This window comes from Limosilactobacillus urinaemulieris, from assembly GCF_932750685.1.
In the GTDB taxonomy this organism is placed as follows: domain Bacteria; phylum Bacillota; class Bacilli; order Lactobacillales; family Lactobacillaceae; genus Limosilactobacillus; species Limosilactobacillus urinaemulieris.
The window spans coordinates 32,909-46,350 of record NZ_CAKOBX010000007.1 but is presented as its reverse complement, the minus strand read 5'-3'; the positions used below and the strand labels follow the sequence as shown (position 1 = coordinate 46,350).

The following is a 13,442-nucleotide window of genomic DNA, read 5'->3' as shown; positions in this document are numbered from 1 at the left end:
GCATTTCTATCGCAAATAATGGCTTCCACAACCAAGAACAAATTGACATGTTATTGTGCTAAATCGTATTATTATAATTAATATTCACCAAATTTTGGTTGACAAATAACCATGTTCTGGCAAAAGGAGAATTTCAATGGACGATCATTATAAAAGTTTAACTGGAAAAAGTTTTGAAAGTAACATTCTGTTTATCGGTCAATATAACTGTCCTCCCAATTACTTTTTTCGGGGAAATAATGTCCGTGATAATTACGTCATCCACTATATCCAGGATGGTAAAGGAACTTTTTCATCCGCTAACCGGCCTGCGGTAACCTTAAAAAAGGGTGATCTATTTATTCTACCGAAAGGAATCCCTTGCTTCTATCAAGCAGATGGGCAAGACCCTTGGAAGTATTTTTGGATCGGTATTTCTGGAACTAAAATCAAAACGATGCTTGCTGGGTCTGAGCTGAATAAAAAGCGCTATTTACGCCAAGTTCAAGGGAGCCACTTTTATACCACTCTCCGTCATTTGCTTTCAACTTTAAAAAAGTCAAGTTCACTTGCTAATGATATTTTAGTGGAAGCTCTCACCTACCAAATGTTCTACTACCTTGTAACCGAATATCCCAATAAGGCTCCTCAGACCAGTACCAAAGCACAACAGCAGCTTCAACTTGCTAATTACTATTTAAGAGAACACTACCAGAACTCTACATGTAATATTGAAGACCTCTGTCACCACCTCAACATTTCACGAAGTTACTTATACACCCTCTTCAAAACTCAAATGAACGTTTCACCGCAAAAATTCCTCCTTCGTCTGCGAATGGAGGATGCCAAGCAACAATTAAAAAACACGAATGAATCAATTCAAACTATTGCTCATCGTGTTGGCTATAAAGATGAATTTACCTTCTCTAAGGCCTTCAAGCGGTATAGTGGTTTCAGCCCAAGTTTGTATCGATTAGGACTATAATTTCACAAAAATCTTCATAAATAAAAATGGACTGGGAATTCCAGTCCATTTTTATTTATGAAGATTTTTGTGAAATTATCAGATTAGCTAATGGTTTAGGCAACCGAGTCAAAGCGTGCATGTTCTAATGCAGCAGAGTCTAGATCTGCTCGCCAGGAACTTGCTAGAGCTAACAACCTCCCTCCCAGATGCTTTCAGCATCTAGTCGGGAGAAATTGTTAGCTTTCCGCAAGTTCTTTGCTGGCTCGCACTCTAGCCCTGCGTAAATTCAAATTCTGGGAACCAGATTTTGATTTCTTTAGTAGCAGAGGAAGGTTCATCGGAAGTGTGAACAATATTCCGGAGGTTACCATCTGGCCATTCACGACCGTAGTCACCACGAATAGTTCCCCATTCAGCTTCAACTGGGTTTGTAGCACCAGCCATATTGTGAATTGCCTTGATAACATTGGTTCCAGAAACAACAATTCCCACGATTGGCCCTTCTGTCATGTATTCAAGCAATTCAGGGAAGAATGGCTTATCAACCTTATCAGCATAGTGTTGGCGAAGTAATTCTTCAGTTGGTTGAATCATCTTTAAGGCTTCAATCTTGTAGCCCTTTCGTTCAATTCGGGTAATAATTTCCCCAATATGGCGGGTCTTAACACCATCGGGTTTTACTAAAACTAATGTGTATTCGTCTTTTACCATGGCGAAACATCTCCTCACATATCAATCTAACATACCTAGACTAACATAAGTCAATTTATAATGAAAGCGCTTTTTCAATTATTTTACTACTTTTTTACCTAATTAATTCATGTTCAATCGTTAGCTGACGACTGGCTTTTTCATTAATCGCAGTACTTACTTGTCCATTACTAATCATCGTCAAATCATGCATCGCTCGAGTAGCCATTGTATAGAGCATTCCAATTTCATCGGTACCTTTAAGGTTTGCTTGCGAAACATCGTAGACAATCACTGAATCAAATTCAAGTCCCTTAGCCAGATAAACGGGAAGAACTAAGATCCCGCTCGGCAGTTCTGTATCGTTCATATCCAGCAAATGAACATTGGAAAATTGACGACGTAACTGACGGTAGGCTTGCTGGGCTTGCTCCTGATTCTTCGTAAGGACCGCAACTGTTCCATATTGTTCATAATACTTTTCAACATTGTCTTGTAGTGCCTGTTCAACAGCATTAACTGAAGAACGAACCAGAAGCGCTGGTCGTTGTCCATGACGAGTAAATGACATTATCCGATCGCCATCCGGCAGCAATGCTTTAGCAAAGTCCGTAATCTCCTTTGTCGATCTGTAGCTTCGTCGTAACGAAATTAGATTAGGATGTTTGGCAACCAGCGTCTTACTTAGGCGTTTCAATAATTGCTCTGGTAGCTCTAGCGGCTTAAACAATGCCTGTTCGCTATCACCAAGGACGGTAAACTTTGCTCCGGGAAAAGCATGCCGAAGATAGATCATCATGGCCACTGAATAGTCCTGCATCTCATCTACAAAGACATACTTAAATGAGTGATTCTGTCCAGTCCCCATCAATAGATCCCGCAAGTACATCAGCGGGGCCGCATGCATCATTTCCAACCGGTGCATTTCTAATTCATTGCTATAATTAGCAATCATCCGTTGCCATTCTTCCCGATGAATCTCTTTAGGCAGTGATAACTGTCGAAGCCAATTTGCATACTGGATATAAACATCAATAAAATAATCATTATAAATTGCGTCAGCGACAATTCTTAACCGTCGCTTTGCCCAGCGATATGCAAGGTAAGCGTATTGCTCATCTTCATCCTGAAAATCGTCAATCGTCTTTTTCCCGTATAAATTATGAAGCTGCTGAGTATCAAGGCTATCAAGTTCCTTAGCTACCCAGTCCTTTTTTGCTTCTTCTTTTACTCGTCGCTGAAGTTCCCGGATTAATTTATTCTTTAACTGTACCATTCGATTAGCGGCCTTCATTGCATTTGGCTGTTCTTGATAGAGTTCTTGAATATGCTCAGCTGTGAAAAAGACCCGTCCTTCAAAAGTAATATTACTAAATTGAAGCTGCTCATCCATTAGATGGCTTGCATATCGATGAATATCATTCATTGCTGTTTGACTTTCTAAGAAGTTAGCAATTCGTCGATCCTGCTTCGATGCCCGTTGACGCTTTTCATACCTCTCAAAAATATTTTCTACTTGTAAGCCCTCAAACCGTCGCCGAATGAACCCTGACATCGTCACTTGACGCATGTTTCGTTCCCCAAGGCTCGGTAAAACTTGGGAAATGTAGTGGCTAAAGAGGCGATTAGGACTAAAGAGAACAATCTGATCGGCATTCAATGCGGTCCGACTATGGTAAAGAAGGTAGGCAATCCGTTGTAAAACCGCTGAAGTTTTCCCTGAGCCGGCAACCCCTTGTACTAGCAAAAGATCACTATGGGTATCGCGAATAATATCATTTTGTTCCTGCTGGATCGTTGCAACAATATTATGCATGTATTGATCATTTTGCTCACCAAGAGCAGCCTGGAGCAATTCATCCCCCACCGTTTCATTGGTATCAAACATGTTAACGATCTGCCCATCCTTAATGGTAAATTGGCGTTTCTTAATTAAGACCGTTTCTCGAATTCCATTCGGTGTTTCATACCGCACCTCACCTAACGTTCCGTTGTAGTAAACACCCGAAATTGGTGCTCGCCAATCATAAATGAGAAAAGCAGTTTTATCATCGTTCATTAGCGAGGCCGTTCCGATATATAATGTTTCCGGCTTATTCTTACCGGGATCTTGAATATCAATCCTCCCGAAATATGGTGTCCGCTTAAGATTTTGCAATGTCTTTAACTGTCGGCGAAGAATCGTTTCACTTTCGGCCGCACGTGATACCAACTGCCGCTGCTGTTCAATCATTGCGCGTGATTCTGCAATATCGTCAATTTCATACCGGTTAATTGAGGCATTTTCACTGTAATTCTTTTCAACTGCTCGAGTTTCTTTGTGAGCATCAGCGAGCGCCTTCTTAGTTTCAGCTATTTGCTTGTCGATCTGCTTCATTACTAAGTCGACCCGTTGCTGCTCCATGTGTCGTTCATGTTCTTCGTTCACACAAAAGCCTCCTCTAAATCAGTTTAACTATTGTAGCACTATTTAATCGTCCCCATGAAGCGAAACAAGTTCACTCTGGAGATTAGCGATTGTCGGGTAAGCCGGAGCCAATAGTTTTTCAACCTGACGAAATACGGGGAAGAGTTGCTTATAAACCGCAACTGCTTGTGGTTGTGGATCATATTTTGTTTTCTCATCGAGGTAATTGGTTACAACATCATAACTACTGGCAAGACCAGTACTTTGCATTACCAAAATAGTTGCCCCAAGACATCCTGATTCAAAAGAAATTGGGACATTAACCTGGCAATCTAAAATATCTGCCAGCATTTGGCGCCAAACCTTCGACCGAGCAAAGCCACCTGTAGCCGTAACTGATTGCGGTTTCCCCACTAGCTTAGTCACCGTCTCAAAGACACTCGCAATATTAAAGCTAACCCCCTCAAGAACTGCCCGAAGCATGTCAGCACGGGTATGTAGTGCAGTCAGGCCAAAGAAATCGCCCCGAGCATTTGCGTCCCAAATTGGTGCCCGTTCACCCCCTAAATAAGGATGGAATAACAGACCGTGGCTTCCGGTCGGGGTTCCCTCAATTATCCGGTTAGCTAGTGTATAACGATCGACTTGTTCATTCTCTAAAGCCCCTTGATCAATTAAGTGGTGCACCGCCCATTGAAAAACATCTCCACCATTATTTAACGGACCACCAACAATCCAGTGCTTTTTGTCCATCATGTAGCAAAATAATCGCCCTTGTGGATCAATCACTGGTCGATCTGTAATTACCCGGACAGCGGCTGATGTTCCAATCGTAATGGCAACTTGATTAGACTTAATTGCGCCAACGCCAATGTTAGAAAGGGCGCCATCAAAAGCACCATATATAAACGGCGTGCTGCGTGGGACATCCATTTTCTGGCGTTCGCTTTCCACCATCACCGTCTCTCGCGAAGTTGGCTCAGTGATAATTGGTAATTGCTTCTCACTAATTCCCGCCAATTTTAGAGCAGTTTGGTCCCATTTTCCGGTATGAATATCCAACAACCCCGTACAACTTGCGACAGAAAGATCAACCTTGAACTTCCTAAATAAGCGCCAAAAGATGTACGATTTAATATCTGCCACATGCTGCATTTGGCGAAACCGCTCCGGTTGTTCACGTCTAATCCAGATTAACTTAGCTAAGGGCGTCATCGGGTGGATTGGCGTTCCCGTCGTCTGATAAAGCTGCTTTCCTTCTGGTGTCTCTTTCAATTTCAAGGCATCTTGACGGGCCCGGGTATCAGCCCAGGTAATAATTCTGGTCAAAGGATGATAATGCTCGTCAAGCAACAGCAAGCTTTGATTAGCCGTTGAAAAAGCAACGCCAAGTAGTTGTCCCGTTTTTAAATCCGCTCGATGAGTTGCCGCCCGGACCACCGTTTCAACGGCTTGAAGGATTTCTTCTGGATCCTGCTCCGCCATTCCCTGGGGGTCACGGTAAATGGGATAATTCTTAATAAAATGGCCAATGATCGTTGCATTTTCATCATACAACACTGCTTTCGTCGTGGTTGTGCCAACGTCAACCCCAATCAGATACTTCATTATTTTCATCCCTCTCAGCATTCAAAGGAGGTCGGCAAATTTTACTTCTCACCGACCTCCTTTATTCATAAAATATTTTATTCAGTAACTTCATTTGCTTTCACTAAAGCGTGTTTCAGGATAAATGGTGCTAAAACGGTTGCCACAATAATTACCGTAATTACATCAGAATAATACATTGATGACAAAAGATGCGCCTGATAGCCGATTTGCGCAGTGATTAGCGCCATCTCACCCCGGGCAATCATTCCGCTACCAACAACATATGAACTGTTAAAGTTGAATCCCGAAAGATAAGCTCCGGCACCACACCCGACTAGCTTAGTCAGGCAGGCAAGAATCGTCATCACAATCACAAAAACAAATGACTCATCTAGTCGGTCGATTCGCATGTTTAAACCGACACTCACAAAGAATAACGGAATAAACATTGCATAGCCAATTGGAATAAAGCTTCGGTTAATCGTTTCTTTCCGGTGAGTATTAGCAACAGCGATCCCGGCAAAGAAAGAGCCAACCGCCCCACTTAAACCGACATAATCGGCAATTGCTGCCATTCCTAAACAAATAATCATTGCCATAACGGAAGGTGACGCCACCGTTAACAGCCGTTCGCTAAGGTGCATCATGTATGGAGCAAGCCATTTAACAACCAAATAGGTTCCACCAAAGAACAGGACCTGGAGGAGCAAGACTGCCCATAACGGCTGACCCCCAGTTTTCCCTTCAGCTTGGTTAACCACACTAATCATAATACTTAAAAGGATCACGCCAATAATATCATCAGCCACAGCGGCACCTAAAATCGTTGCCCCCTCACGACTATCCAACCGCTTGAATTCCCGAAGGACCGCAACTGAGATACTCACTGAAGTTGCGGAAAAGATAACCCCGATAAAAATTGATTCAAGGGTTGTGAACCCGAAAAAGTAACTCGCAGGAGCCATAATTGCAATTGGAACTACAACACCAACAATTGCTACAACCACTGCCGGTTTAAGGTATTTTTTCAGTAACGAAAGGTCACTTTCCAAGCCGGCAATGAACATTAAAATAATTACCCCAATTTCTTGAAACTCATTCATCATTGAATTGAGGTGGACCCAGTTTAGTAGTGCTGGTCCCGCAATAATTCCAACCAGAATTTGACCAATAACTTCCGGGATTTCGACCCGGCGACAAAGGTGCGCTACTAATTGAGTTGCCAGCAATAATCCCGCCAGCGTTGCAATAAATTCCATTAAAAGACCTCCGTCCCCGCTCATACTTAATTAAAACCATATTATACCATATTAGACCTTATGATACCGTTTCTTTAGGATTGTGAAAGGATCCCGAAAAGAATATAATTGGGGTGTGTAGATTGGAAGTGAGGAAATGAATTCATCGACTGACACAGGAACTGTCCTGCGTGCAAAAGACATTTTACGAAAGCCTTTTACTGCCAAGTTTTTACAATTCGTAATCCCCGGAATTTTAGTAGGGGTTATTACGGGACTGGTTGTTGGTACCTTTCGTTGGATTATTGATCAAACGCTAATCCTTTTAACAATTGTGTATCCTTATTTAGGTAGCCATCCACTGATGATTATTCCATATATTTTGGGAACATTAATTGTTGTTTGGCTCATCGCAAAGGTAATTCGTCCTGAACTGTTCGATATTGTTGGTTCTGGTGTTCCCCAGATTGAAGCAATTCTAATTGGTAAGCATCAAATGAATTGGTGGAGCGTCCTCTGGCGGAAATTTGTCAGTGGTCTCTTAACCATCTGCCCGGGGCTCTTTCTTGGTCGGGAAGGCCCTTGTATCCAAATTGGCGCCTGTATTGGACAAGGATTTGCGGAAGATGTATACCACTATCAGAATACTGAAGAGCACGATCTGTTAATTAAATGCGGGATCGCTGCTGGATTATCAGCTGCCTTTAGTGCCCCCATCGCCGGAACTGTTTTCCTGCTTGAAGAGGTCACTCGTCATTTTAATTTTAAGGTAATTGCGGGCGCACTAGCCGCTGCTATTTCCGCTGATCTAATGACAATCTTCTTTTTTGGAACAAAGCCATGTCTGGCTATGCCAATTTCAATGCGCTTACCACTCTCGTCATACCCATGGCTAATCCTAGTTGGTATTGTTATTGGCGCTGGTGGCTACCTTTTTCAATACGGAATACTTAATCTCGGTTGGTGGTACCGCAAGTTTACCATTCTTCCTAATTATTACCACAGCATACTTCCCTTACTTCTTGTGATCCCTGTTGGGCTATGGAATTGCCATATTCTTGGTGGAAGCCATAATTTTATTATATATATTACACAAATGTCATTAAAGGCTAACTGGCTACTAGTTTTGGGGATGCTCATCCTCTTTTTCGTCCTGCGGTATACGGGAACAATGATTGCCGCTGGTGCTACTGTTCCTGGTGGTATCTTTATGCCAATCTTCGTTCTTGGTAGTCTTCTTGGCGCAATCGCCGGAATTATCTTGATTCACTTCAACATTATCCCAGCAAGCTGTTATCTAAACTTGATTGCAATGGGAATGGCTGCTTATTTTGGTGCCACTGAAGGAACCCCCATTTCTGCGATCCTGCTCGTCACTGAAATGGTCGGTTCAGTTAACCAGATTCTCCCAATGACTATCCTCACCTTTATTGCTTACTTTACCAGCATGACCCTCGGTGCAAAGAACTCCATTTATGAAGCATTAAGAATGGAAATGCTAGCAAAGTAGAGTGCGAGCCAGCAGAGGACTTGCGGAAAGCTAACAATTTCTCCCGACTGGATGCTGAAAGCATCTGGGAGGGAGGTTGTTAGCTCTAGCAAGGCCCTGGCGAGCAGATCTCGACTTAGTTGCCTAGAAATTAGCTCGAGGAAGGTTAGGGCGAACACGTTTAAAAGAGTGTGAGCAGGGACGAATTAGCAACTGAGCACTAGAAAATCCCAGACGATGATTGACTTGCAATCAAGTCCGGGATAGCTAGGCGGAAGTTGCGGTCCCTGCGAACACGTTTAAATCAGAGTGCGAGCCAGTAAAGGGCTTGCGGAAAGCTAGCAATTTCTCCTGACGAAGGCGGCTTGCGTCTAGGAAGGAGGTTGCTAGCTCTAGCAAGACCCTGGCGAACACGTTTTTAAACCAGAGTGTGAGCAGGTAAAGAAGGCCTGTAAAATGATACCAAACAGACTAAGACTAATTTCACGTCTGAGCCTGTTTTTTTATTCTCCTAATGCTTGCTTGATATCGTTAATCAAGTCTTGAGGATTTTCTAAACCAACAGATAATCGCAATAAACGCGGTGTGATCCCTAATCGTTGCCGTTGAGCAAGCTCCACATCAGCATGAGTTTGATAATACGGAATTGTAATCAGGCTTTCAATTCCCCCAAGACTTTCCGCAAAGGTAATCAGTTTAACATTATCTAAAAGCCTAGCGACATCGTCTTCAGCTTTAAGGTAAAAACTAATCATTCCACCCTTCCCGGGATATAATACCTTCTCAACTCTCGGATTCCGTTTGAGATATTTAACCACTTCTTGAGCATTCTTAGTGTGTTGCCTTACCCGAACATCTAATGTCTTCAAGCTTCGTAATAGCAACCATGAGTCAAACGAGTCCAATGTATCACCAGTCGTAATGTAGTATTCAAAATATTGTTCAGCAAGTTCCTGGTCCTTACAAACTAAGATGCCTCCAAGCAAATCATTGTGTCCCGATAAATATTTTGTTGCGGAATGAACGACAACATCCGCCCCAAGCTCAAGCGGTCGTTGATAGACTGGTGTATAGAAAGTATTATCCACAATTACTAGAATTTGGGAGTTCTTTTTATGAACTGCAGTAGCAATTTTGGCAATATCTAATTCTTTCATTGTTGGATTTGAAGGTGTTTCTAGCCAAATTACTTTAGTTTGCGGAGTAATTTTAGCTAGCAGATCCACAAGTCTTTTACCATTCCACTGATCAAAGTTGATTCCGACATGCGAATGGAGGTAACGAAAATACCGAAAATCACCACCATACAAATCATCAAGGGAAATCAAATGATCGCCGGTTTTTAGGATACTTAACGCTAACTGAATTGCGGCCATTCCAGAGCTTAGAGCAAATCCTCGCTGACCGGCTTCAAGGTTCGCCATTGTTTGTTCAAGTGCTCTTCGGTTAGGAGTTGCTATTCGGGAATATGTATATCCCTTATTAGGGTCAAATTTTTTTGCTTCTTCAAGCGAATCATGGCGGTAATTTGAAGAGAAATATAACGGTAAAGCAACCGCCTTATTAGGATCAACGTGATTTCCTGCCTGAGCAGCAATGGTTTCAACTGAATATTTACCCATAATTGTTAGTCCTCTACTTTCTTGACTTTGCGATTGCTTGCTGGATATCAGCGATTTGATCATGAACGTCTTCAATTCCAACTGACAGCCGAATTAATCCAGGCTTGATTCCAGCGGCTAACTGCTCCTCTGCGCTTAATTCTGCATGGCTCATTTTGCTTGGTAATTCAACCAGGCTTTCCACGGCTCCTAAACTAACAGCCAGTTTGAATAAGTGAAGATTATTGACAAACTTAACCGGATCTACCTTTTCTGTTAATTCAAACGAGAACACACCACCCGCTCCCTTAGCTTCTTGGTGAAGCTCCTGGTATCCTGATTGCCCCTCGATACCAGGATAATAGATCTTTTCAACCGCGCTTAATCCTCGCAAATAGTTGATCAGTTCCTTAACATTGGCAATTTGTCGATCCAATCGTAAACTTAGGGTTTTAATCCCCCTTGCTAATTCATTACTATCCTCAGGTGACAAAATACTACCAAGAGCGTTTTGAATAAAGTAAACCCGCTCGGCTAATTCACGATTCTTAACAATCACTGCACCAGCCGAAACATCAGAATGTCCCGATAGATACTTTGTTGCACTATGGATCACAATGTCAGCTCCCAGAGTTAACGGCCGTAGTAAGTATGGACTTAAGAATGTGTTATCAACGATCGTTAATAAATGATGTTGTCGAGCTAACTCTGCAACTTTCCGCACCGCTGTCACTTGTAATAGCGGATTGGTCACCGGTTCAAAATAAATTGCTTTGGTATTAGGTTGAATTGCCTGCTTAACCTCTGCCAAGTTCCGTGTATCAACTGCCGTTATCTCTAATCCCCAACGATTAAAGAACTGGTAAAGCAGACGAAAAGTTCCGCCATAAATTTGCTTACCAACAATTATGTGGTCGCCCCGTTCAAATATAGCTAATGCGGCATGAATTGCGGCCATTCCTGACGAAAAAGCGAAGCCGGCAGTTCCCTCTTCAAGCGCCGCTAATTGTTCTTCCAAAGCACGCCGGGTCGGATTGCCGGAACGTGAATAATCATCCTTTACCGGTGCACCAATTTTGGGATATTCAAAAGTAGTCGCTTTATAAATAGGAGTGGTAACCGCTCCAGTATTATTATCATGTTGTACTGGTGTATGAACCAGTTTAGTATCAAATCTCGTCATTGCTCTCTTCCTTTCGTTATAACCAAAAAACGCCCCTAAGTAGTATTTAAACTACCTAGGGACGTCAACAACGTGGTACCACCCAAATTCACTGAATTAATCAGCCTCAACAGCACTCAATTAGAATGCCAGGGATGGTAACAGATCCTTCCGGAAAGCTAGCCATCACTGACCGACTTCCAATTACTCCGAGCTCATCTTCAGAATAATTACTCTCCCGCCTTTTCACCATCAGCGGTCACTTGCTGAGAGTGCCTATTCCTACTCTTCTCATCAACGTATTATTATAAAATCATTAGAAAAATTAAATTATGGTTAGTATAAAGGGCAAGTGTTAGGTTGTCAAGAGGTAAATTATTAAGCCGTCTGGCGGAGTTGAACCGCCGCGTCACCCTTACCATGGATGTGCTCTACCTATCTGAGCTAAGACGGCGATTAAAGTATAACCGAAATTGTTGATAACTTGCAAGCAGGCTAATCTTTAACACTGCGATAGTAACTCAGCCAAACAATAATACTGAAAATTGTCAGAACAATGAATGCGTGTTGAGTCCCAATTGCGGTTGATAATGTCCGATTAACTTTGAGCTGTGCTTGACTACTTGCAACGATCATCGCGGCAATTGATGTTCCCATTGCACCAGCGAATTGTTGGAGGGTATTTAAGATTGCGTTTCCTTGTGCCGCTTCTGAGGGGCCAATACTTCTAAGTGCGCTTGTCATCACGCTCCCCATACACATCCCCATTCCTGCCATATAAAAGCAGTAAACTACTGCAATTATAACGTTACTCATCCGTTTGCTAATTACTGAAAAGACGAGAAGGGAAAGGAAACAAAGCGTCATTCCAAATAAAATTGGGCGACGAGCACCAAACCGATCAAGTATTTTTCCACCAAGCGGCGCGAAGACTGCTCCAGCAACCCCTGCCGGTAAAACAACCAAGCCGGCAATTGTTGAAGTATCACCGTTAACTAACTGAATATAATTTGGTAAAAGGAAGGCAAAGCCAAGCGACATAATCTGAGTAAGAAAGAAGCCAAGAACATGACCAGTAAACCGGTGATTCTTAAATAGGCGCAGATCTAACGTTGGTGTTGCGATTGTAAGCGAGCGCCACGTTAGACCAACCATTCCAATAATTCCAAGGCAGAAAGCCCCCAGAACATTAATACTCATAAATGGGATACTTCCTCCATTACTAAAGCCGTCAACCAATCCGCTAAACATAAACACGATCATCAGAAGGCTAAAGGAATCGACCCGTTGTTTTCTAATCACAGACTTCTGCTGAATTCCCCACCGGCCTAGAACAAACGAAACAACCATCATTGGGAGGAGAATGTAAAAGATCCACCGCCAATTCAGCTTGCTAGCAACGATTCCACCAAATGTCGGCCCTACTGCTGGGGCAATTCCAGTGATTAAATTACCAATTCCCATCATAAAGCCAACCTTACTTTGGGGAACCTGTTCCATAATGATATTAAACATCAGCGGCAGGGCAATTCCAGTTCCGACACCTTGAATTGCTCGACCTAATAGCAACAGGGTAAAACTTGGTGCAAAGGCATCCACTAATAAACCGCTAAAGAAAAATAAGTTTGCTACGGTAAAAAGAGTTCGTGTTTTATACGAGCTTTTTAGAACTGCCGAAAGCGGAACAATAACCGCAACAACCAACAGGTAAATTGAGGTCATCCACTGCACCATGTTCGTCGTTAGGTTAAACTCACTCATCAGAATCGGGAAAGTAACGTTCATCGCGGTCTCAACGATCACCCCACAAAATGACATTAACCCTGTTGCAACAACGGCAGCAACAACCCGAGGCGGAATTTGGTCATTTTGAGTCATTTTCTTCATCCTCCCCAATCATGAATTTCAGAATTTTCTTAAATTGACGAAGTTCTTCAGCAGTAAAGTTGGCTCTTAATCGTTCCTCAGATGCTAAAATATACTCCCTAACTTTAGGTGCTAATTCTCCTCCTCTTACCGTCAACGTAATCACCTTTTGCCGTCGATCAGTTACTGACTGGCGTTGCTCAATCAAACCTTTTTTCACTAATCGCTGAATAATTACTGTTGTCGTTGACCGTTTAATATTAAATTCCTGTTCGATCATCTGTTGGTTACACTCCTGGCTTCCACAATTAGCCATAAAATCGATTACAGACATCTGTGTTCCGGTCAGGTCATACTGCTGAGCAAACCGGTTAAATTCTTGATTCAGGCTATTCGTTGCCATTTTTAACAATCGACCAATTAATTCCATCAAAAAACCTCCCGTAACAATTC

At 42.5% G+C, this 13,442-nt stretch carries 10 protein-coding genes and 1 tRNA gene; 2 read left to right on the top strand and 9 right to left on the bottom strand.

Going from position 1 to position 13,442, the window contains the following annotated elements; all coding sequences use genetic code 11:
• The first annotated feature begins 136 nt into the window (after window positions 1–136).
• Window positions 137–964, top strand: a complete 828-nt coding sequence (locus MR181_RS06005) for an AraC family transcriptional regulator (RefSeq protein WP_242336075.1) — start codon at window positions 137–139, stop codon at window positions 962–964.
• Window positions 965–1,216: 252 nt separating this feature from the next.
• Here MR181_RS06005 and ndk read toward each other — a convergent pair whose 3' ends face one another.
• The 4 genes from ndk to MR181_RS05985 all read right to left on the bottom strand — a co-directional run bounded on the left by ndk (window position 1,217) and on the right by MR181_RS05985 (window position 6,892).
• The gene (ndk, locus tag MR181_RS06000; RefSeq protein ID WP_102168259.1) at window positions 1,217–1,657 is read right to left on the bottom strand and encodes a nucleoside-diphosphate kinase; all 441 of its coding nucleotides are present in this window, start codon (window positions 1,655–1,657) and stop codon (window positions 1,217–1,219) included.
• Between the two features lie 94 nt (window positions 1,658–1,751).
• Window positions 1,752–4,064 carry an RNA polymerase recycling motor HelD gene (helD, locus tag MR181_RS05995; RefSeq protein WP_369807474.1) on the bottom strand — a complete coding sequence of 771 codons (2,313 nt, stop codon included), beginning with the start codon at window positions 4,062–4,064 and terminating at the stop codon, window positions 1,752–1,754.
• A gap of 42 nt (window positions 4,065–4,106) precedes the next feature.
• The gene (locus tag MR181_RS05990) at window positions 4,107–5,651 is read right to left on the bottom strand and encodes a gluconokinase (RefSeq protein ID WP_242336072.1); all 1,545 of its coding nucleotides are present in this window, start codon (window positions 5,649–5,651) and stop codon (window positions 4,107–4,109) included.
• A 77-nt stretch (window positions 5,652–5,728) separates the two neighbouring features.
• Window positions 5,729–6,892 (bottom strand): cation:proton antiporter, encoded by a 1,164-nt coding sequence (locus MR181_RS05985; protein ID WP_242336069.1) that lies wholly within the window; start codon window positions 6,890–6,892, stop codon window positions 5,729–5,731.
• A 136-nt stretch (window positions 6,893–7,028) separates the two neighbouring features.
• On the opposite strand from MR181_RS05985, the gene MR181_RS05980 reads away from it, so the two are divergent.
• Window positions 7,029–8,381: a ClC family H(+)/Cl(-) exchange transporter gene (locus MR181_RS05980; protein ID WP_242336068.1), complete on the top strand. Its 1,353-nt coding sequence runs from the start codon at window positions 7,029–7,031 to the stop codon at window positions 8,379–8,381.
• Between the two features lie 482 nt (window positions 8,382–8,863).
• On the opposite strand, the gene MR181_RS05975 is transcribed toward MR181_RS05980, so the two are convergent.
• The 5 genes from MR181_RS05975 to MR181_RS05955 all read right to left on the bottom strand — a co-directional run bounded on the left by MR181_RS05975 (window position 8,864) and on the right by MR181_RS05955 (window position 13,419).
• A complete protein-coding gene (locus MR181_RS05975) occupies window positions 8,864–9,982 on the bottom strand; it encodes a trans-sulfuration enzyme family protein (RefSeq protein WP_242336065.1) in 1,119 nt (372 codons plus the stop codon).
• Window positions 9,983–9,995: 13 nt separating this feature from the next.
• A complete protein-coding gene (locus MR181_RS05970) occupies window positions 9,996–11,144 on the bottom strand; it encodes a trans-sulfuration enzyme family protein (protein WP_242336062.1) in 1,149 nt (382 codons plus the stop codon).
• 360 nt (window positions 11,145–11,504) lie between these two features.
• Window positions 11,505–11,577 (bottom strand) — tRNA-Thr (locus tag MR181_RS05965).
• A gap of 41 nt (window positions 11,578–11,618) precedes the next feature.
• A complete protein-coding gene (locus tag MR181_RS05960) occupies window positions 11,619–13,010 on the bottom strand; it encodes an MFS transporter (protein ID WP_369807475.1) in 1,392 nt (463 codons plus the stop codon).
• Window positions 12,988–13,419, bottom strand: coding sequence for a MarR family winged helix-turn-helix transcriptional regulator (locus MR181_RS05955; protein WP_242336056.1), 432 nt, complete (start codon window positions 13,417–13,419; stop codon window positions 12,988–12,990). Before MR181_RS05955 ends, MR181_RS05960 begins: the two co-directional genes overlap by 23 nt.
• Window positions 13,420–13,442 lie beyond the last annotated feature (23 nt).

Bases quoted from the DNA above. Each gene is read 5' to 3' on its own strand.
- MR181_RS05985 (WP_242336069.1), bottom strand. From the start codon at position 6,892: ATGGAATTTATTGCAACGCTGGCGGGATTATTGCTGGCAACTCAATTA.
- ndk (WP_102168259.1), bottom strand. From the start codon at position 1,657: ATGGTAAAAGACGAATACACATTAGTTTTAGTAAAACCCGATGGTGTT.
- MR181_RS05975 (WP_242336065.1), bottom strand. From the start codon at position 9,982: ATGGGTAAATATTCAGTTGAAACCATTGCTGCTCAGGCAGGAAATCAC.
- MR181_RS05955 (WP_242336056.1), bottom strand. From the start codon at position 13,419: ATGGAATTAATTGGTCGATTGTTAAAAATGGCAACGAATAGCCTGAAT.
- MR181_RS05970 (WP_242336062.1), bottom strand. From the start codon at position 11,144: ATGACGAGATTTGATACTAAACTGGTTCATACACCAGTACAACATGAT.
- MR181_RS06005 (WP_242336075.1), top strand. From the start codon at position 137: ATGGACGATCATTATAAAAGTTTAACTGGAAAAAGTTTTGAAAGTAAC.
- MR181_RS05990 (WP_242336072.1), bottom strand. From the start codon at position 5,651: ATGAAGTATCTGATTGGGGTTGACGTTGGCACAACCACGACGAAAGCA.
- MR181_RS05980 (WP_242336068.1), top strand. From the start codon at position 7,029: ATGAATTCATCGACTGACACAGGAACTGTCCTGCGTGCAAAAGACATT.
- MR181_RS05960 (WP_369807475.1), bottom strand. From the start codon at position 13,010: ATGAAGAAAATGACTCAAAATGACCAAATTCCGCCTCGGGTTGTTGCT.